Here is an 18,773-nt window from a genome sequence, read left to right as displayed (position 1 = left end):
GGTCAGGACTCCGCGCGCCCCAGGCGCCAGTAGCCCATGAAGGCCACCGACTTCCGGTCCCAGCCCAGCTCCTTGACGAGGTGCCGGCGCAGCGTCGTGATCGCCGCTGACTCCCCCGCCAGCCACGCGTAACGGTCACCCGCGGCGCCGTCCTCCGGCACCTCCCAGATGTCACCGTCGGGCTCGAGATAGTCGACCTGCGCCCGCACTCCGGCCGGCACCGGGGTGCGGGCCCCGGCCACGACGTGCCGGACCGCGGCCACCAGCCGGGCCCCGTAGTCGTGCTCCCCGTCCCGCGACACCCACGACACCCGCATGCCTTCCGGCGCCGCCAACGGCACCACGTCGTCGGCGAACGGCACCTCCAGCACCACCTCGCCGCGGGCGTCCTGCGGCAGGCGGGCCAGGATCGCCGCCATGGCCGGCACCGCGGTCTCGTCGCCGGCGATCAGCAGCCGCGCCCCGGCCGGCGGGCGGAACTCGAGGCCGCCGTGGTCACCGTCGTGGTCGGCGTTGGGGCCCATCAGCACCAGCTGGTCGCCGACCGCCGCCGCCAGCGCCCAGGTGGAGGCCGGCCCGCCGTCGCCGTGCAGGACCATGTCGACGTCGACCTCGCCCGCGTCGGGCCGGACGGCCGCCGCCGTGTAGGTGCGGATCGGGTTGCGGTGCTCGTCCGGCAGCGCCCGCCACTGCGACCACCAGTCCTCGTGCAGGGGCAGGTGGGCGAAGCCGTGCTCCGGCACCGGGAGGCACAGCTTGATGCGCTGGTCGTACCCGTTGTCGGCGAAGGACTTGAGGCAGTCGCCGACGAACGTGACGCGGACGAACGACGGGCTCAACCGCCGCACCGACCCGACGGTCACGTCGAAGAAGCGGTAAGCGGTCATGACATGCCTCCAGACGCGGTACGCGACCGCCACAGCAACCAGATGAAGTAGGGCGTGCCGATCAGCGCCGTCACCAGCCCGGCGGGGATCTGGGCCGGCGCGATCACGGTGCGGCCGAGGGTGTCGGCGACGCTGACCATCAGCGCGCCGAGCAGCGCGGCCACCGGCAGCACCCGGGCGTGCCGGCCGCCGACCAGGGCCCGGGCCGCGTGCGGCGCGACGAGGCCGACGAAGCTGATCACGCCGACGGCCGACACCGCGGTCGAGGTGAGCAGCGCGGCGGCGACCAGGGCGATCATGCGCGTGCGTTCGAGCCGCACCCCGAGCACTCGCGGCGTGTCCTCGTCGAGCGCGAGCAGATCCAGATCACGCCGGGCGTACGCCAGGAGGGGCACCGTGATCGCCAGTGCCACCAGGACCGGCACGACCTGGCCGGCCGTGCGGCCGTAGGTGGAGCCGGACAGCCAGGTCAGCGCCTTGCCGGTGTTCCACGGGTCGGTAGCGATGATGATCATCGTGATCAACGCGAACAGGCCCGTCTGCATGCCGACGCCGACGAGCACGAGCCGGTCGGAGCTCAGGCCGCCCCGCCAGGACAGCCCGTAGACGATCGCGAAGGCCACCAGCGCGCCCGCGCCGGCCACGCCCGACATCAGCCACACCGAGGCCAGCGGCGCGATCGAGATGAGGATGACGGCGCCGACGCCCGCGCCGGCGGAGATGCCGAGCAGGCCCGGCTCGGCCAGCGGGTTGCGGCAGACGGCCTGCACGGTGGTGCCGGCCACGGCCAGCGCCGCCCCGGCCAGCAGCGCCGCGAACACACGGGGATAGCGCTGGTCCAGCACGAAGGTGTACGCCGGCCCGGTCTTGTCGGACAGCCAGTTCACCACGTCGCCGAGCAGCACCCAGGTGTCGCCGGCCAGCATGCCGAGCACGACCGCGGCCACCGTCAGCACCGCGCTCAGGGTCAGCACGACGAGGAAGGCGGCGCGGGAGCGCATGCGGCCCGAGGTCGACTGTGGAGTGCTGCCCGCGTCGCGGTGCCGGCGGGCCAGCCAGACCAGCAACGCCGCGCCGAAGATGGAGGTGACGACGCCGGTCGGCACCTCGACGCCGGCCTGGGCGCCGACCACGGCGCGCAGCAGCACGTCGGAGCCGACGACGACGAGCAGGCCGACGATGCCCGAGAGCGGCAGCAGCACCAGGTGCCGCTGGACGCCGGGCACGACCCGGGCCAGCAGCCGGACGATGACCGGCGCGCACAGGCCGACGAAGCCGACGGGGCCGACGAGGGTGACCGCGGCCGCGGCGAGCAGCACGGTCAGCACCACCACGACGACCCGCGTGCGTCGCACGTCGACGCCGAGCGAGGTGGCCGGGTCGTCGCCGAGCATGAGGATGTCGAGGCGGCGGGCGGCCACCAGCAGGCCGGCCACGCCGAGCGCGACGACGGGCGCCAGGCGGGTGACGGCCTGCAGGTCGCTCTGCACCAGCGAGCCGTTGCCCCACGCGTAGAGGCCGATGGTGTTCTGCTCGAACAGCAGCAGGAGCAGCATGGTCAGCGAGTTGAGGGCGAGCGCGACCGCGGTGCCGGCGAGGATCAGCCGGGTCGGGCCGGACCGGCCGCCCGACGAGAGGGCCAGCACGAGGCCGGCGGCGAGCAGGCCGCCGACGAACGCGATGCCGCCCGAGGGCAGCACGCCGAGGCTGACCCCGAACGCGGACACCGCGACGACGGCGAGGTAGGCGCCGCCGTTGACGGCGAGGGTGTCCGGTGCGGCGAGCGGGTTGCGGGCCAGCGACTGCAGGCCGGCGCCGGCCACGCCGAGCGCCAGCCCGATCACCACGGCGGCGAGCAGCCGGGGCAGGCGGGACGCCAGAAGCACGTCGGCCGCACCGGTGTCGCCGGCGCCGAAGAGCAGCTTGACGAGATCCGTCGCGCCGACCGCCGAGGTGCCCTGGGTGAGGTGCACCAGCGCCAGCAGCGCGGCGAGGGCGACGGCGACCACGAAGGCCGCCGCCACCCGCACCCGCTTCGGCGCCGGGAGCGCGGCGGCGACCGGCGTCTCCGCCGGCGCCGCCGACTCCACTGTGGAGAGGCTCATCAGGCCTTGTACGCCGCGACGACCGCGTCGATCCACTGGATGCACGACTTCGGCCCGCCGAAGGTCCAGATGCCGTTGGGCAGCTTGGTGACCTTGCCGTCCTTGACGAACTGGAGGTTGTCCCAGATGGCGTTGCCCTTCAGGCCGTCGGCGAACACGTCGACGCCGTCCGAGGCGTTGTAGAAGAACCGCAGGTCCTTGCCGTCGAGCGCCTTCATGCCCTCGACGTCGGTCTGGCCGAGTCCCCACTGTGGATCGCCGGCCGCGGTCCAGGCGTTCTGCAGCCCGATCGCGGTAGCGAGGTCGGAGACGAGCGCGCCCTGGCCGAACATCCGGATGGAGACGGTGCTGCCTTCCTTCCAGCCGTCGGCCATCGCGAACTGCTTGCCGGTGGCCGCGCCGAGCTCGGTCTTGGCGGAGGCGATGCGGGCGTCGAGGTCGGAGAGCAGCTTCTCGCCCTCGGTCTGCTTGCCGACCGCGGTGGCGATCATCGTGACGTCCTCGCGCAGCCGGTCGAGGTTGCGCTTGGCGTCGCTGCCGATGGTGACCAGCACCGGCACGTACTTCTCGAGCTGGGCGACGATCGGCGCGCCCCGCTCGGCCTCCATGACGACCAGGTCGGGCTGCAGGGCGACGACCGAGTCGACGCTGGGCTCGCCGCGGGTGCCGACGTCCTTGACCGACGGGTCGAGCGGCGCGGCGGTGTTCCAGACGGCGTAGCCCTTGTTGTCGGCGCTGCCGACCGGGGTCACACCGAGGCTGGTGAGGATCTCGGTCTCGCCCCACTCGAGGCTGACGACGCGGGTCGCCGGCTTGGGCAGCGTGATCTCCTTGCCCCGGCCGTCCTTGACGGTGACCGGACCGGCCGCGGCCTCGGACGTGGCGCCGGCCGCGGGCGCGCCGGCCTCCTCGGTGGTGCCGCAGGCGCCGACCGCCAGGGCCGCGACCGCGGCGAGGGCGAGCAGGGAATATCGCTTCATACGGTTTCTCTTTCGGTGCGCGACCGGCTGTGGTGCCGGCCGACGGGTCGGGTGGAGAGGTGGCCGGTCTCCGGGTCCACGAGGACCTCGACCGGAATGCCGTAGGTGTCCGTCAGCGCCGGCTCGGTGAACACGTCCCGCGGGTCGCCGGCGCCGACGACGCGCCCGCCGGAGAGCAGCACGACCTGGTCGGCGACGGCAGCGGCCTGGTCGAGGTCGTGCAGCACGACGCCGACCGCCACGCCGTGGTCGTCGGCCAGGTCGCGGACCAGGTCGAGGATCTCCACCTGGTAGCGCAGGTCGAGGAACGTGGTCGGCTCGTCGAGCAGCAGCACGCCGGTGTCCTGGGCGAGACAGGTGGCCAGCCAGACCCGCTGCCGCTCGCCGCCGGACAGCTCGTCGACGGCACGGTCGGCCATGCCGGTCACGCCGGTGACCTCCATCGCCCAGGCGATCGCCCGTGGCCCGTCCGGGTCGTCGGCGCGCCAACGGCCCCGGTACGGGTGGCGGCCGTAGCCGACGACGTCGTGGACGCTCACACCCGCGGGCACCGGGCGGCTCTGGGCGAGCAGCGTGACCCGGCGGGCGAAGTCGCGCGGCGACAGCGCCAGCGCGGACTCGTCGCCGAGCAGCACGTCGCCATTGACCGGTTTGTGCAGCCGGGCCAGGGCGCGCAGCAGCGTCGACTTGCCGCTGCCGTTCGGCCCGACCAGCGCGGTCACCTGGCCCGGACGCAGCGTGATCGACGCGCCGTGGACGACCGGCTCACCGTGGTAGGCGAGGTCGAGTGACGCGCCGCGAAGTTCCCCCTCAGACACGGGGTTAGGCTAGCCTATCTTCTGCTCAGGTCAACCTAACCTCCAGCGTGCACACTCGCCGTGACGACACGGTGCACAAGCGCCGACGCGGCGTGACCGCGCCGGGTAACGTCATGCGGTGCTCTCCCTGCGCCGCCGACTCGTCACCGCCGTAATGGTCCTGCTCGCGGTCGTCGTGACGGCCGCGCTCGCCTTCCACCGGTCGGTGCCCAACGTGGCCGGGTTCGGCAGCGCGCTCGACACCGCCGCGCCCCTGCTGCTGCTCGCGGTGCCCGTGCTCGTCCTCGGCGCCGTGGTCGCCCGCACCAAGCTGGCCGTCGCGGCCGTGCTCGCGCCCCTGCTGGTCTGGGGGCTCATGTTCGGCGGCGCCTGGCTGCCCAAGGGCGACCCGGCCGCCACCCAGCTGCGGGTGGCCAGCCAGAACGTCAACGCCGCCAACCCCGACCCGGCGGCCACGGCCGGCGCGGTGGCCGACACCGAGGCCGACCTGGTCGCGCTCGTCGAGGTGGCCGAGGGCCTGCGGGAGCCGACCGCCGACACCATGGCCGCGCGCTACGCGCACCACGTGCGGGTGTCCACGGTGGAGCTGTGGAGCCGCTACCCGATCGTCGACTACGCGCCGGTCGACACGGCACTGGGGTGGGAGCGCGCGCTGCGCGCGGTGGTCGAGACGCCACAGGGCCGGCTCACCGTGTACGCCGTGCACCTCGGCTCGGCCCGCCCCGGCGTGACCGCCACCCGCGACCGTTCGCTGCGCGCGCTGGCCGACGCGGTGGCCGCCGACCCGGCCGACCGGCTCGTGGTGCTCGGCGACCTCAACACCGCCGTCACCGACCGGGTGATGGCCCCGCTGCGCGACCTCGTCCGCGACGCGCAGGCCGACGCCGGCCGCGGCCCGGGCGCCACCTGGCCCGCCAGCCTGCCGGTCATCCGCCCCGACCAGATCTTCTATCGGGGCCTCACCGCCACGATGTCCACTGTGGTGCGCACGCCCGCGACCGACCACCGGGCCGTGCTGGCGGGCTTCAGTTTCAGCTGAGCTACCGTGCACCTTGCCTGATTTGTCGCTAGGCGCACATAGCGAACGCGAAGTTTTGTGAACGTTCACCACGGGTAGCTTCGGCGCCGTGGCGATGAAAGCGCTTTCAAAGTCGAAGGCTGCGACGATCTACGAAGTGGCCCGGCACGCCGGCGTGTCGATAGCCACCGTCTCGCGCGCCCTGCGCGACTCGGATCTCGTCACCGAGGCGACCCGCGCCCGGGTGCGCGCCGCCGTCGAAGCGCTCAACTACACGCCCAACCAGCTGGGCCGGTCGCTGGCCGAGGGCCGGCACGCGGCCAACGGCATCGTCTTCCCCGACCTGACCGGTCCCTACTACGCCGAGGTCGTCCTCGGCTACGAGGAAGCCGCCTCCGAGCTGGGCCGCAGCGTGCTGATCCTGACGACGCACGGCCGGCGCGACGCCGAGGCAGCGGTGCTCGACCTGGCCGGCCGGGTCGACGGGCTGGCCGTCATGGGCAACACGGTCGGCGACGACACCGTGCGGGCGATCGCGGCCACCGGCGTGCCGCTGGTGCTGCTGGCCCGGCCTCCGGTCGACGGGATCGACACGATCCGCACCCGCAACGAGCGCACCGCCACCGCACTCGCCGACCACCTCGTCGCGCACGGGCACCGGCGGATGGTGTTCGTCGGCGACCCCGAGGCCGCGCCCGACATGGCGGGCCGCTACGCCGGCCTGGCCAAGGCCCTGCGGGCCTGCGGCCTGCCCCGGCCGGAGTGCCGCCCGTGCTCCTACGACGTCGAAGCGGGCGAGCGGGTCGGCGCCGCGCTGATGGCCGACCCGCCGGACGCCGTGGTCTGCGCCAACGACGAGGTCGCCCTCGGTGTGCACCTGGCCGCCGAGGCCGCCGGCCGCTCCGTACCCGATGACCTGGCCGTGACCGGATGGGACGACGTGCTCGCTGCCCGGTTCGCCGGCCTGACCACCGTCTCGCAGCCGATGCGTGAGCTGGGCGCCACCGCGGCGCGCTGGCTCGACCAGCGCATCGGCGAACGCAACGCGGGCCCGGAGCGCGCCACCCCGCGGCGCCGGGTCCTACCTACGCAGCTCGTCGTCCGGCGCAGCTGCGGCGCACACCCCGTGGAAAACACCGATCCCCTCGGAGGTACGGCATGAGAAGGAGCAGGTTCGCGGCCGCAGCGGTCGCACTGGCCGCCACGGTGGCCCTGACGGCCTGTGGTCGCGACTCGGGCGGCGGCAACGACGAGGCCCAGTCCGTGGCCGAAGGCAAGGCCAGCGGCGAGATCACGGTCTGGGCGATGGGCACCGAGGGCGAGAAGCTCGGCGAGTTCGCCAAGGAGTTCATGACCGAGAACCCGGACGCCAAGGTCAACGTGACCGCGGTGCCGTGGGACGCGGCGCACCAGAAGATCGCCAGCGCGATCGCGGCCAAGCAGACCCCGGACGTGTCGATGATCGGCACGACCTGGCAGGGCGAGTTCGCCAAGACCGGCGCGCTCGACCCCACCCCGCCGGACCTGATCAAGAAGGACGACTTCTTCCCGGGCGCCTGGGACACCACGATGGTCGACGGCACCTCCTACGGCGTGCCCTGGTACGTGGAGACCCGCGGCATCTTCTACCGCAAGGACCTGGCCGCGCAGGCCGGCTTCCCGGACGGCCCGAAGACGTGGGACGACCTGAAGGCGATGGCCAAGGGCATGAAGGACAAGGGGGTCCGCGAGGGCTTCCACCTGCAGCCCGGCAAGACCGGCAGTTGGCAGTCCGTGATGCCGTTCGCCTGGTCCAACGGCGCCGAGGGCCTCACCGAGGACAAGCTCTCCTTCGACTCCCCCGAGATGACCGAGGCGCTGGCCTACTACCAGTCGTTCTTCAAGGAGGGGCTGTCGGGCACCGACCTGCCCGAGGGCGCGCTGGAGCCGGACTTCGTCAGCGGCAAGATCGGCGCGTTCATCTCCGGGCCGTGGCACATCGGCCTGCTCGAGGAGAAGGGCGGCGCGGGCTTCAGCGAGAAGTTCGCCGTCGCGCAGATGCCGATGAAGAAGTCGGCCACCTCGTTCATCGGCGGCAGCAACCTGGCGGTGTTCAAGGACGCCAAGAACCGGGACGCCGGATGGAAGTTCGTGCAGTGGCTGAGCAAGCCCGACGTCCAGGTCAAGTGGTACCAGGCCGTCAAGGACCTGCCGGCCGTGCAGTCGGCCTGGGACGACAGCACGCTCTCCAGCGACCCGTACCTGGCGGTGTTCGGCAAGCAGCTCGAGGACGCCAAGGCGCCGCCGGCGATCCCGACCTGGGAGCAGATCGCGGCCTCGTTCGACCTCGAGGTCGAGAAGCTCTGCAAGTCGAATGTGGACCCGGCGGCGGCCGCCAAGGCCATCCAGGACAAGGCCAGCGCCATCGGAACCGGGGCCTGAGGTGACGAGCGCCCCCGTGGCGACGGCACCGGCGCGGCCGGCCGGGGACACCCCCGACCGGCCCGCCGGGTCGATCCGGCGGCGGCAGCGCCTGCGGCGGGCGCTGACCGGCTGGGCCTTCTCCGCGCCGTACACCGTGCTGTTCCTGGTCTTCATGCTCGTGCCGGTGGTCGTGTCGCTGGTGATGAGCTTCACCGACCTGCGCTCGACCGACCTGCGCAACCCGTTCGCCGTCAACTTCATCGGTCTCGACAACTACACCCGGCTGTTCGGCGACGACCTGTTCCTGCGGTCGGCGGTCAACACGCTCGTGTTCGTGGTGATCGGCGTGCCGCTGACCATCGTGCTGGCGCTGGCCGCCGCCACGGCGCTCAACTCGGGCCTGATCCGGTTCCGGGCGCTGTTCCGCGTCGGCTTCTACCTGCCGGTGGTCACCAGCATCGTGGCCGTCGCGGTGGTCTGGCGGTTCCTGCTCGACCCCGAGGTGGGCCTGGTCAACAACCTGCTGCGGGTCGTCGGCATCGACGGGCCGAGCTGGCTGTTCGACACCAAGCTGGCGCTGCCCTCGCTGATCCTGATGGCGGCCTGGCGCAACTTCGGCTTCCTCATGGTGATCTTCCTGGCCGGCCTGCAGGCCATCCCGGGCGACCTCTACGAGGCGGCCACGCTCGACGGCGCGAGCCGGTGGCAGCAGTTCCGCAACGTCACGCTGCCCCTGCTGCGCCCGACGCTGCTCTTCGGCGGCGTGGTCACCGGCATCGGCTACCTCCAGTTCTTCGAGGAGCCGTTCGTGATGACCCAGGGCGGACCGCTCTCGTCGACCCTGTCTGTGAGCTACCACATCTACAACCAGTTCGGGTTCGGCAACTACGGCTACGCGGCCGCCGCCAGCTACGTGCTGTTCGTGGCGATCGTGGCGCTGTCGGTGCTCCAGTTCCGCCTGCTGGGAGAGCGCAAATGACCACAGTCGACAATCGGGCGGTACGCGGCCGCGACCGCGTCGCCAAGGCGGTGCTCTATGCGATCCTGAGCGTCGGGATGCTGGTCGTGGTCGGCCCGTTCCTGTGGATGGCGCTCTCGTCGCTCAAGCCCGAGGGCGAGATCCGTTCGGTCCCGCCGACCTGGCTGCCGGACGTGTGGACGCTCGACAACTTCCGCGAGCTGTTCTCTCGCCTCGACTTCCCGCTGTTCTTCTTCAACTCCGCCTTCGTCGCGCTCGCGGTGACGGCGGGCAACCTGCTGTTCTGCTCGCTGGTCGGGTACGCGCTGGCCAAGCTGCGCTACCCCGGCAAGCGGGTGCTGTTCCTGGCCGTGCTCGGCATGCTGATGGTGCCCGGCATGGTGACGTTCGTCCCGCAGTTCGTGCTGGTCAGCAACATGGGCCTGACCAACACGTACGCGGGCCTGATCCTGCCGTTCCTCGTCGGCCCGTTCGGCGTGTTCCTGATGCGCCAGTTCCTCCAGTCGATCCCCGACGACCTCATCGAGGCCGCCCGGGTCGACGGCGCCGGCGAGTTCCGGATCTTCTGGCGGGTGGTGCTGCCGCTGTGCCGGCCGGCGCTGGCCACACTCGGGATCCTGACGTTCCTCGCGTCCTGGAACAACTTCCTCTGGCCCCTCGTGGTCGCCAGCACGGAGGACAAGTACACGCTGCCGGTCGCCCTGGCGCTCTACAGCATCGGGCAGAACCGCACCGACTTCGGCCTGCTGCTGGCCGGCGCGGTCGTGGTCGTCCTGCCGGTGCTGATCGTGTTCCTGCTCCTCCAGCGGCACTTCATGCGCGGTATCGCGACCACCGGACTCAAGTAAGGAGACTCATGCGACGCATCCTCGCCCCTGTCGTCGCGCTCGCGCTGGTGTTCGTCGGCGGCTCGGCCGCCGTCGCGGCGCCGGACACGCGCGGAGCCGACCGAGCCCTGACCGCCTACGCGAAGGACACCTGGCGGTCCATGGTCGCCATGACCGACCCGCGCACCGGGCTGGTGGCCGACAACATCACCGGTGACCTGAAGACCCCCTCGACCTACACCTCGCCGACCAACATCGGCGGCTACATGTGGTCGGCGGTGGTCGCCCGCGACCTCGGGTTCATCTCCCGCAAGGAGGCCCGCGAGCGGATCGGGAAGACGCTCGACACGCTGTCGCGCCTGGACCACCACGAGGCGTCCGGCATGTACTACAACTGGTACGACCCGCGGGACGGCTCGGTCGTCCGGGTCTGGCCCGACGACGGCAGCACCGTCTATCCGTTCATGTCCAGCGTCGACAACGGCTGGCTGGCCGCGGCGCTGCGGGTGGTCAAGGGCGCAGTGCCGGAGCTGCGCGGCAAGGCCGACCGGATCCTGTCCACGATGGACTTCGGGTTCTACTACAACCCCGCGGCCACCACGCCGTTCGGCGCCAGCGGGCTGATCGCGGGCGGTTTCTGGGACGAGGCGCCGCCCGGCTGCTCCCAGCAGCGCGACGGCGTCTGGTTCACCTGCAACCACTACGACATCACGGTGACCGAGCCGCGGATCGCGACCTACCTCGGCATCGGCGCGGGCCAGATCCCGGCCGAGGCCTACTACAACACCATGCGGACACTGCCGGCCACCTGTGACTGGAGCTGGCACGAGATGCAGCCGGTCGGGTTCGACACCAGCTACCTGGGCGTGCCGGTCTACGAGGGCGCGTACCGCTACCGCGGCATCCAGTTCGTGCCGAGCTGGGGCGGCGACATGTTCGAGGCGCTGATGCCCGACCTCTTCGTGCCCGAGGAGCGCTGGGCGCCCAACAGCTGGGGCCGCAACCACAAGGCGACCGTCGCCGGCCAGATCGAGCACGGCCTCCACGACGCCGGCTACGGCTACTGGGGCTTCTCCCCCGCCAGCAACCCCAACGGCGGTTACGGGGTCTACGGCGTCGACGCGATGGGCATGGACACCGACGGTTATCCCTCCGATGTGGAGGCCTCCAAGTACGACGCCGGCTTCGGTGACTGCCGCCCGGCCGGTCCGGCGCCCGACTACGGCAACGGCGTGGTGACACCGCACGCGGCGTTCCTCGCGCTGCCGTACGCCAAGGGTCCGGTCGTCGACAACCTGGCGCGCCTGAAGGCCGACTTCGACTCGTACGGGCCGGGTGGCTTCTACGACGCGGTCGCGGTCGGCAGCGGCACCGTGGCCAAGCGCTACCTGTCGCTCGACCAGGCGATGATCATGGGCGCGCTCGGCAACGAGCTGTCCCACGACGTGATCCGGCGCGCGTTCGTCGACAAGCGGTTCGAGCAGCGGATCCGGCCGCTGATCGGGCAGGAGACGTTCAACGTGCCGGCCGACCAGGACCTGCCCCAGCTGCGGGGAGCGGGCGCATGACGGTCGGCGACATCGCCGCGCAGGCGCGGGCACAGTGGGTCGCGATGATGGGCAGCGGCGGGGCGCAGGACCGCGCTCCGGGTGAGCCCGACACGGCCGACCTGCCCGCGCCGACGGGGCTCGTCGCGGTCGGGGGCCGCGGCCAGGTCACCCTCCGCTGGGATCCGGTCGAGGGCGCCATCGGGTACGCCGTGCACCGCGCCACCAGCGCCACGGGTCCCTTCGCCGTCGTCGACCACGGCGGGGGCGACGTCCTCGCCGTGCCGCACGGCCCCTACGCGGACACCACCGTCGAGCCGGAACGCGAATACTGGTACGCGGTCGCCCCGCTGGCCACCGTGACCGCGATGGGTCCACTGTGTCCGCCGGTGCGGGGCGCCGCGTTCGGCCCGTCCGACACCGTGACGCCGTTGCTGCTGACCGTCGACGCCGCCGGCGACGACGGACCGCTGCACCGGCCGTGGCGGTTCATGGTGGGCTCCGAGCACCTGTCGCACCTGCTCGAGACCGATCGCACCGGCGGCCGGGAGATCGGGCCGGAGCTGCGGGCGGCGCTGGCCCGGGTGCACGGCGAGCTCGGCGTCGAGACGGTCCGGGCGCACGGGATTCTCTGCGACGACCTCGGCGTCTACCGCGAGGTCGACGGCGAGCCGGTGCACGACTGGGCCGGCGTCGACCGGGTCTACGACACGGTGCGCGAGCTGGGCATGCGGCCGATCGTGGAGCTGGGTTTCATGCCCCGCGATCTCGCCAGTGATCCTGCGCGCACCGTTTTCACGTACCGCGGGATCATCTCGCCGCCGAAGGACTGGGACCGGTGGGCCGATCTCGTTCGTTCCCTCGTGGCCCATCTGGTGGAGCGCTACGGCCTGGCCGAGGTGCGCGACCGGTGGGCGTTCGAGGTGTGGAACGAGGCGAACCTGTCGGTGTTCTGGTCGGGCACGCCGGCCGAGTACTGGCGGCTCTACGAGGTCACCGCCCGGGCCGTCAAGGACGTCGACCCGGGCCTGCGGGTCGGTGGGCCGGCGACCGCGGCGGTCGGGTGGATCTCCGAGCAGCTCGCCGTGGACGCGCCGGTCGACTTCCTGTCGACCCACATCTACGGCAGCCCGCCGCTCGACCTGCGCGGCATCCGGGCCGACCTGCCGCTGTGGTGGACCGAGTGGGGCGTGACCGCGACCCACGGCAACGAGATCAACGACACGGTCTTCGCCGCCACGTTCCTGCTGCGCGGGATGCGCTCGGCGGCCGGGCGGATCGAGTCGCTCGCGCCGTGGGTCGCCTCGGACCACTTCGAGGAGCTGGGCCGGCCGCCGCGCTTCCTGCACGGCGGCTTCGGGCTGCTCACGGTCGGCAACCTGGCCAAGCCGAAATTCTGGGCCCTGTGGCTGGCGCAGCGCCTCGGCGACACGGCGATCCCGGCCCGGATCGCCGGCGACGGGGCCAGCAGCCTGGTCGAGACGTGGACGGCCCGCCACGCCGACGGCACGGTGGGCGCGCTGGTCTGGAACGGCACGCTCGACCACGCCAAGCGCGACGGCGACAAGGCGCTCGACCGCTGCGTCACGGTGCGGTTCGAGGGCCTGCCGGGCGCCCGCTACGAGGTGCGCCAGTGGCGGGTCGACGCGGCGCACGGCAACGTCGCGGCGCGATGGCAGTCGATGGGCGGCGGCGACTGGCCGACCGACGACCAGTGGTCGACGCTGGCGGCCGAGGACCGGCTGCCGGAGTCGGGGCCGGCGACCACCGTCGCCGCGGCCGGCGGCGTGGTCGAGGTGACGGTGGACCTGCCGAACCCGGCCATCGCGTACGTCGAGGTGGTCGAGCTCCGCTGACGCGGTGTCGCGGGGGCCGGGGCAGTGTTGCCCCGGCCCTCGCTCGGCTTATGGCACAACGGGGTCCCGTGGCTTAGCGTTACCGCCGTGCCTCCGACCGAACCGTGCGGGTTGCGCGACCGGCTGCGCCGTACGCTGCGTGACGCTCTCCGGGCCCGTGACGCCGTGGCCGCCGGCGCGCTGCGGTCCGCGATCGCCGCGATCGACAACGCCGAAGCGGTCGACGCCGGCCCGGACCGGTTCGGCACCGAGCCGCTCGGGGTGCCGGGCGTGGGCGCGGCCGAGGTGGCCCGCCGCCCGCTGGACGGCGCGGAGGTCCAGCGCATCGTCCGCGCCGAGGCCGCGGACCGACTGGCCGCCGCCGCCCACTACGAGCTGGCCGGCCGCTCGGACGCCGCCGCCCGCATGCGCGCGGGCGCCGAGCTCCTCACGGCGATCGCGGACGCGTCCTAAGGCCGATCCGGTGGATCAGGGTGGTGCTCCGGCGAGGTCCAGACGGCGTCCGGGCGTGCGTGGGGAGGGGTCGGATACCGGTGTCGTATCCGGCCCCTCCCCACGTGCGGTCGGTCGTCGTCTGGGCCCGCCGGAGCGCCGGCATGATCCACCGGATCGGCCTTAACCCCAGGTCGTGTCGCGGGCGTAGTCGGCGAAGTCGCGGGGCTCGCGGCCCAGCGCCTCGCGGACCCCGGTGGTCGTGGCCACGTTGCGGCCGTCGAGGACCTCGCCGAACAGGTACGTGATCAGGGCGATCTCCTCCTCCCCCAGCCCGTACGCGGGCAGCTCCGCGGCGTACGCGTCCAGCGGCACCGGCACGAACGCGATCTCGCGGCCGGCCGCCTTGGCGATCTCCTGGACCGCCTCCGCGAACGTCAGCGCCCGCGGCCCCGTCACCTCGTAGACCCGGCCCGACGGCGTCTCGCCGGTCAGCGCGGCCACCGCCACGTCGGCGACGTCGTCGCAGTCGACGAACGGCTCCGGCACGTCGCCGGCCGGCAGCACCACGGTGCCCTCGCGGACGCCGTCGGCCATGAAGGCCTCGCTGAAGTTCTGCATGAACCAGCTCGCCCGGACCACCGTCCACGCCGTGCCGGTGCCGTCGACCGCCGCGGCCAGGGCCGCCTCGCTGGCCTGTGCCTCCTCCTCGCCGCGGCCGGAGAGCAGCACGAGGTGGCCGACGCCCGCGTCGGCGGCGACCCGGGCCAGCTCGCCGATCAGCGCCGGGCTGCCGGGCACGGCGAGGTCCGGATAGAAGGAGACGTACGCGGCCCGCGCGCCGGCCAACGCCGGCGCCCACGTCGTCCGGTCGGCCCAGTCGAACCGGGGCGTGCCGGCGCGCGACCCGACGCGGACCGGGATGCCGCGCCCGCGCAGCCGATCGGCGACCCGCCGCCCCGTCTTGCCCGTGCCGCCGATGACGAGAATCTGCTCGTTGGATGTCATGCATCGAGTACAGCCCGGTCCGACGCGCTTCTGAATGGCTCAGACGCTCACCCGCATAAGCGCCAGTCTCACGGACGCCGGCCGGCGTAGCCGAACTCGATGATCCGCCGCGCCGACGCCGCGTGGGCGGCCGGGTCGTCGGGGGCGTGCGTGCCGAGGCCGTCGACGTAGCGGTTGAACATCGCGAACGCCGCCGCGATCAGCACGGTGTCGTGCACCTCGACGTCGGTGGCGCCCGCCGCGCGGGCGGCCTCGACCAGCGCCGGCGTGACGGCGCGGCCGTCCTCGCGCACGGCGGCGGCGATCCGCAGGAGGGCGCGCAGCTTTGGCGGGATCGGCGCGGTCTCGGGGTCGGCCCGGACCTGCTCGACCAGCGCCATGCCGGGCTCGAGCCGGGCCGCGGCCACCGCGGAATGGGAGTCGCGGCAGAACGCGCAGTCGTTGAGCGCCGACACGTACGCGGCGATCAGCTCCCGCTCCCCCGCCGGCAACGAGTTCGGCGCCCGCAGCAGCGCGTCGGCCAGCGCCTGCAACGGCCCGGCGGTCTCGGGCCGGTAGCGCATCAGCCCGGTGATCCCGGGCCACTCCTTCTCGTCGAACCCCAGGTCGATGTGTGCGATGACGTCACTCTCCCCACGTCGTTCCTGACGGCGAGCCTGCCATGCGCGCGGCCCGGCGGCACGCCGTGTCGGGTGCGCGGCAGGCGCGTTGTGCCGCGGCGGGCGTCGGGGCGACGCTGGTGCGATGGCGAACGGCGATCCCCTGCTGACCGGCGCCGACACGGCGCACCCCAACGTCAACTGCTCCAGCGCGCCGACCAGCTGGGCGGCGGACCTGGTGCGGGCGGCGACCGAGGGCATCCCGGCCGGACCGGGCCCGATGCTGACGCTGACCAAGCGCAGCACGGAGGATCAGTACCTGCCGGGTGGCGCGGTCAACCCGGCGGCGGAGTCCTATCCGTCCTGTGTGGAGGTCCGCAACGTGCAGGTCCGCCAGGGCGCCGACCACCAGCTCACGGAGGCCCTGATCGCCCTGCCGAACGTGGCCGGCGCCTTCACCGCCGGCGTGCCCGGCGCGGCCGGCACGCCGAGCACCGGTGACGTCGGCACCGGCGTCGTGGGGGCCAGCCATCGCGGTATCGGCGTGATCGGCGACGCCCGCGGCCCGGTCGGCCAGGGCGTCGTCGGCCTGACCACCTCCGTGCTGCGCGGCGACGCCGGCGTCTACGGGCGCGCCGACAAGGGCGCCACCGGGGTCGTCGGCGAGAGCTTCCGCGGCGCCGGCGTCGGCGTGCGCGGCTCGGGCAACACGGTGGGCGTGCGCGGGGTCGGCCTGACGATCGAGGGTGACGGCGGCATCGGCGTCGAGGGCGTACCCGGCAAGGGCCGCCCGGGCTTGCGGCCGTGGGCCGGCGCGTTCCGCGGCAGCGTGCTGATCGAGGAGGACGCCACCGTCTGGCGGGATTTGCTCGTGCTCGGCGCCAAGTCCGCGGTGGTGCGCCACCCGGACGGCACCGACCGGGCGCTCTACGCGGTGGAGAGCCCACTGAGCTGGTGGGAGGACTTCGGCCGGGCCGAGCTCGTCGAGGGACGGGCCTGGGTGCCGCTCGACGACGACCTCGCGGCGGTGGCGCGCCCGGGCGACGACTACCACGTCTTCCTGACGCCGGAGGGCGAGACCGAGGGGCTGCGGATCGGCGAGCGGACGCCGGGCGGCTTCGAGGTGCGCGAGCTGCGCGGCGGGCGCAACACGCTGCCGTTCAGCTGGCGGGTCGCGTTGCGCCGGCCCGACGTCGACCGCGGTCGGCTCGCCCGGGTCGAGCTGCCGCCGCGCGCCGCCACGCCGGCGGAGGCGCCGGACGAGGTGCCGCCACCGCCTCAGGCGACGTTCCAGGCCACATAGGGCAGGCGCAGCGCGAGCGACGAGCGGGCGCTGGCCCACCAGAAGATGCCGAAGTCGTGACCCGCGTCGGCGATCGTGCCGCACCAGACCCAGACCGCGTACCAGTGTGCGGCACTGACCGGGATCGTCGCGGCGAGCGGGTGCGCGTCGGTCGTCGCCTCCCCGTTGGCCCCGCCCCACCAGGAGTTCTCGCTCCACAGGTAGGGCCCGATCTGCTGGACCTCGGTGCCCTCGAAGGCGTTGTCGGCGACCCGGAACCGCTGCACGACGAAACCGGTGAACCCGGCGCTCGCGCCGTCCTGCAGGTTGACCAGGGTCATCCAGCGCCAGCTCAGCGCCGGCGCCGCGGCCAGGGTCAGCAGCCCGTCGACGCCCGGCCGCACGGCCAGGCCCACGGCCGCCCGCAGGCTCAGCGTGGCGTCGCCGGTCTCGCCGGTCGCGATGCCGGTCAGCTCGCAGGCGCCGTCGGCCCGGGCGGCCGTCAGCGCGTCGACGCGCGTGTCGTTGACCGCGTGGCTCCACGTCCACTCGAACTCGTAGGGCGGCGTCGCCACGGTGCCGAGCGCGACCGGCGCCGGGCGGGGCGCCCGGGCCCGTTCGACCGTGCCGCCGTGGAACTCGCGCAACCGGGCCAGCCGGCGTTGCCCGGCCTCGCCCGCGGGCGGCGTGCCGGCCGGCTGCTGCTCGAGCACCCGGCCGCGGGCCACCCGGCGGAGCTGCCGCGCGTCGGCTCTCGCCACCAGGTCGCGCTCGACGACGGACATGCCGGCCAGCGCGTACCGCTGCGTCTCGGTCATGGCGTCATTCTGCGCCGCCCACGCATTGACGCGCAGCCCACGACTGGCCCAGGGTGGATCGATGCGCGTCCTCGGCCTGAGCTCCGGCACCTCGCACGACGGCATCGACGCGGCCCTGGTGTCGTTCACCGCGACGCCCGGCGGCGACGAGCTGCGGGCGCGGCTGCTGCACCACGCCACCACGGCGTACGAGCCGGCGGTGCGCGCCGCCATCCGCAAGGCGCTGCCGCCCGGGAAGGTCCGGCTCGGCGACGTGTGCGCGCTGGACACGCGGCTCGGTCAGGCGTTCGCCGGCGCGGCGACCGCGGCGCTGGACGCGGCCGGGGCCGCCGACCTGGTCTGCTCGCACGGGCAGACGCTGTTCCACGCCGCCACCGACGGCACCCTCCAGCTCGGGCAGCCGGCCTGGATCGCGGAGCGGACCGGGCTGCCGGTGGTCGCCGACGTCCGGATCCGCGACGTCGCCGCCGGCGGGCAGGGCGCGCCGCTGGTGCCCGTGCTCGACCTGATGCTGCTCGCCGGCCGCGCGGGGCGGTGGGGCGCGGTCAACCTGGGCGGCATCGCCAACCTGACGGTCGCGGTGCCGGGCGAGGTGTGCGCCTACGACACCGGGCCGGGCAACGCGCTGGTCGACGCCGCCGCGCTGGCGGTGACCGGGGAGCCCTACGACCGCGGCGGCGCGCTGGCGGCCGGCGGCACGGTCCGGACCGAGTTGCTGGACCGGTTGCTGGTCGAGCCCTACTACGCGCGTACGCCGCCGAAGTCGACGGGCAAGGAGCTGTTCTCGGCGGCCTACCTCGAGGGGGCCGGCGGCTATCCCCCGGCCGACCTGCTGGCCACGCTGACCGAGCTGACCGCGGTGACGGTGGCCGACGAGGTGCGCCGGCACCGCCTCGACCACCTGTTGCTCTCCGGCGGCGGCGTGCACAACCGCACGCTGCTCGCCCGGCTCGCCGCCCACGCGCCCGGTGTCACGCTCGTCCGCTCCGAGGAGGTCGGGCTGCCCGCCGACGCCAAGGAGGCGGTGCTGTTCGCGCTGATCGGCTGGCTCACCTGGCACGGCCTGCCCGGCGCGGTGCCGGCCGCCACCGGGGCCCGCGGGCCGCGGGTGGTCGGCGCGATCACCCCGGGCGCCGAGGCGCTGCGGCTCCCGACCCCGCTGGCCACGCTGCCGCGCCGGCTGACAATGGAATGACCGGGTACGGGCGCCGCCC

Annotated in this window: 17 protein-coding genes; 10 read left to right on the top strand and 7 right to left on the bottom strand. The window is 73.5% G+C overall.

What is annotated here, in order from left to right; genetic code table 11:
* Window positions 1–2 precede the first annotated feature (2 nt).
* From O7635_RS29210 to O7635_RS29195, 4 genes are read right to left on the bottom strand one after another with little or no spacing between them, the layout of a single operon-like run.
* Complete coding sequence (locus O7635_RS29210) at window positions 3–887, bottom strand: siderophore-interacting protein (protein ID WP_278083703.1); 885 nt, start codon at window positions 885–887, stop codon at window positions 3–5.
* Window positions 884–2,992: an iron ABC transporter permease gene (locus tag O7635_RS29205; protein WP_278083702.1), complete on the bottom strand. Its 2,109-nt coding sequence runs from the start codon at window positions 2,990–2,992 to the stop codon at window positions 884–886. The genes O7635_RS29210 and O7635_RS29205 overlap by 4 nt, the downstream gene beginning before the upstream one ends.
* A complete protein-coding gene (locus O7635_RS29200; RefSeq protein ID WP_278083701.1) occupies window positions 2,992–3,972 on the bottom strand; it encodes an iron-siderophore ABC transporter substrate-binding protein in 981 nt (326 codons plus the stop codon). Before O7635_RS29200 ends, O7635_RS29205 begins: the two co-directional genes overlap by 1 nt.
* Window positions 3,969–4,790: an ABC transporter ATP-binding protein gene (locus tag O7635_RS29195; RefSeq protein WP_278083700.1), complete on the bottom strand. Its 822-nt coding sequence runs from the start codon at window positions 4,788–4,790 to the stop codon at window positions 3,969–3,971. The genes O7635_RS29200 and O7635_RS29195 overlap by 4 nt, the downstream gene beginning before the upstream one ends.
* 118 nt (window positions 4,791–4,908) lie before the next feature.
* On the opposite strand from O7635_RS29195, the gene O7635_RS29190 reads away from it, so the two are divergent.
* The 8 genes from O7635_RS29190 to O7635_RS29155 all read left to right on the top strand — a co-directional run bounded on the left by O7635_RS29190 (window position 4,909) and on the right by O7635_RS29155 (window position 13,873).
* Window positions 4,909–5,829, top strand: coding sequence for an endonuclease/exonuclease/phosphatase family protein (locus tag O7635_RS29190; protein ID WP_278083699.1), 921 nt, complete (start codon window positions 4,909–4,911; stop codon window positions 5,827–5,829).
* A 94-nt stretch (window positions 5,830–5,923) separates the two neighbouring features.
* Entirely contained in the window at window positions 5,924–6,970 is a 1,047-nt protein-coding gene (locus tag O7635_RS29185) for a LacI family DNA-binding transcriptional regulator (protein WP_278085594.1), read from the top strand.
* Window positions 6,967–8,229: a sugar ABC transporter substrate-binding protein gene (locus tag O7635_RS29180; RefSeq protein ID WP_278083698.1), complete on the top strand. Its 1,263-nt coding sequence runs from the start codon at window positions 6,967–6,969 to the stop codon at window positions 8,227–8,229. The genes O7635_RS29185 and O7635_RS29180 overlap by 4 nt, the downstream gene beginning before the upstream one ends.
* Before the next feature lie 16 nt (window positions 8,230–8,245).
* Window positions 8,246–9,190: a sugar ABC transporter permease gene (locus O7635_RS29175; RefSeq protein WP_278083697.1), complete on the top strand. Its 945-nt coding sequence runs from the start codon at window positions 8,246–8,248 to the stop codon at window positions 9,188–9,190.
* Window positions 9,187–10,038 (top strand): carbohydrate ABC transporter permease, encoded by an 852-nt coding sequence (locus O7635_RS29170; RefSeq protein WP_278083696.1) that lies wholly within the window; start codon window positions 9,187–9,189, stop codon window positions 10,036–10,038. Before O7635_RS29175 ends, O7635_RS29170 begins: the two co-directional genes overlap by 4 nt.
* Window positions 10,039–10,046: 8 nt before the next feature.
* Entirely contained in the window at window positions 10,047–11,585 is a 1,539-nt protein-coding gene (locus O7635_RS29165; RefSeq protein WP_278083695.1) for a glucoamylase family protein, read from the top strand.
* The gene (locus tag O7635_RS29160) at window positions 11,582–13,420 is read left to right on the top strand and encodes a xylan 1,4-beta-xylosidase (RefSeq protein ID WP_278083694.1); all 1,839 of its coding nucleotides are present in this window, start codon (window positions 11,582–11,584) and stop codon (window positions 13,418–13,420) included. The genes O7635_RS29165 and O7635_RS29160 overlap by 4 nt, the downstream gene beginning before the upstream one ends.
* A gap of 87 nt (window positions 13,421–13,507) precedes the next feature.
* Complete coding sequence (locus O7635_RS29155) at window positions 13,508–13,873, top strand: hypothetical protein (RefSeq protein WP_278083693.1); 366 nt, start codon at window positions 13,508–13,510, stop codon at window positions 13,871–13,873.
* Window positions 13,874–14,035: 162 nt separating this feature from the next.
* Here the strand turns inward: O7635_RS29155 and O7635_RS29150 are convergent, their stop codons facing one another.
* Window positions 14,036–14,860 carry an NmrA family transcriptional regulator gene (locus tag O7635_RS29150; RefSeq protein WP_278083692.1) on the bottom strand — a complete coding sequence of 275 codons (825 nt, stop codon included), beginning with the start codon at window positions 14,858–14,860 and terminating at the stop codon, window positions 14,036–14,038.
* Between the two features lie 68 nt (window positions 14,861–14,928).
* Window positions 14,929–15,480 (bottom strand): carboxymuconolactone decarboxylase family protein, encoded by a 552-nt coding sequence (locus O7635_RS29145; protein WP_278085593.1) that lies wholly within the window; start codon window positions 15,478–15,480, stop codon window positions 14,929–14,931.
* Between the two features lie 124 nt (window positions 15,481–15,604).
* On the opposite strand from O7635_RS29145, the gene O7635_RS29140 reads away from it, so the two are divergent.
* Window positions 15,605–16,762 carry a hypothetical protein gene (locus tag O7635_RS29140; RefSeq protein ID WP_278083691.1) on the top strand — a complete coding sequence of 386 codons (1,158 nt, stop codon included), beginning with the start codon at window positions 15,605–15,607 and terminating at the stop codon, window positions 16,760–16,762.
* Here the strand turns inward: O7635_RS29140 and O7635_RS29135 are convergent.
* Window positions 16,738–17,559, bottom strand: a complete 822-nt coding sequence (locus O7635_RS29135) for a hypothetical protein (RefSeq protein ID WP_278083690.1) — start codon at window positions 17,557–17,559, stop codon at window positions 16,738–16,740. The genes O7635_RS29140 and O7635_RS29135 overlap by 25 nt on opposite strands.
* Window positions 17,560–17,620: 61 nt before the next feature.
* On the opposite strand from O7635_RS29135, the gene O7635_RS29130 reads away from it, so the two are divergent.
* Entirely contained in the window at window positions 17,621–18,754 is a 1,134-nt protein-coding gene (locus O7635_RS29130; protein WP_278083689.1) for an anhydro-N-acetylmuramic acid kinase, read from the top strand.
* Window positions 18,755–18,773 lie beyond the last annotated feature (19 nt).

Source organism: Asanoa sp. WMMD1127, assembly GCF_029626225.1.
In the GTDB taxonomy this organism is placed as follows: Bacteria; Actinomycetota; Actinomycetes; order Mycobacteriales; family Micromonosporaceae; genus Asanoa.
The sequence above is the reverse complement of the archived record's forward strand: the minus strand, read 5'-3'. Positions and strand labels throughout refer to the sequence as shown.

Excerpts from the sequence above, each read along its gene's own strand:
- O7635_RS29140 (WP_278083691.1), top strand. The coding sequence starts at position 15,605 with ATGGCGAACGGCGATCCCCTGCTGACCGGCGCCGACACGGCGCACCCC.
- O7635_RS29165 (WP_278083695.1), top strand. The coding sequence starts at position 10,047 with ATGCGACGCATCCTCGCCCCTGTCGTCGCGCTCGCGCTGGTGTTCGTC.
- O7635_RS29210 (WP_278083703.1), bottom strand. The coding sequence starts at position 887 with ATGACCGCTTACCGCTTCTTCGACGTGACCGTCGGGTCGGTGCGGCGG.
- O7635_RS29135 (WP_278083690.1), bottom strand. The coding sequence starts at position 17,559 with ATGACCGAGACGCAGCGGTACGCGCTGGCCGGCATGTCCGTCGTCGAG.
- O7635_RS29170 (WP_278083696.1), top strand. The coding sequence starts at position 9,187 with ATGACCACAGTCGACAATCGGGCGGTACGCGGCCGCGACCGCGTCGCC.
- O7635_RS29200 (WP_278083701.1), bottom strand. The coding sequence starts at position 3,972 with ATGAAGCGATATTCCCTGCTCGCCCTCGCCGCGGTCGCGGCCCTGGCG.
- O7635_RS29205 (WP_278083702.1), bottom strand. The coding sequence starts at position 2,992 with ATGAGCCTCTCCACAGTGGAGTCGGCGGCGCCGGCGGAGACGCCGGTC.
- O7635_RS29130 (WP_278083689.1), top strand. The coding sequence starts at position 17,621 with ATGCGCGTCCTCGGCCTGAGCTCCGGCACCTCGCACGACGGCATCGAC.
- O7635_RS29150 (WP_278083692.1), bottom strand. The coding sequence starts at position 14,860 with ATGACATCCAACGAGCAGATTCTCGTCATCGGCGGCACGGGCAAGACG.
- O7635_RS29180 (WP_278083698.1), top strand. The coding sequence starts at position 6,967 with ATGAGAAGGAGCAGGTTCGCGGCCGCAGCGGTCGCACTGGCCGCCACG.
- O7635_RS29160 (WP_278083694.1), top strand. The coding sequence starts at position 11,582 with ATGACGGTCGGCGACATCGCCGCGCAGGCGCGGGCACAGTGGGTCGCG.
- O7635_RS29185 (WP_278085594.1), top strand. The coding sequence starts at position 5,924 with ATGAAAGCGCTTTCAAAGTCGAAGGCTGCGACGATCTACGAAGTGGCC.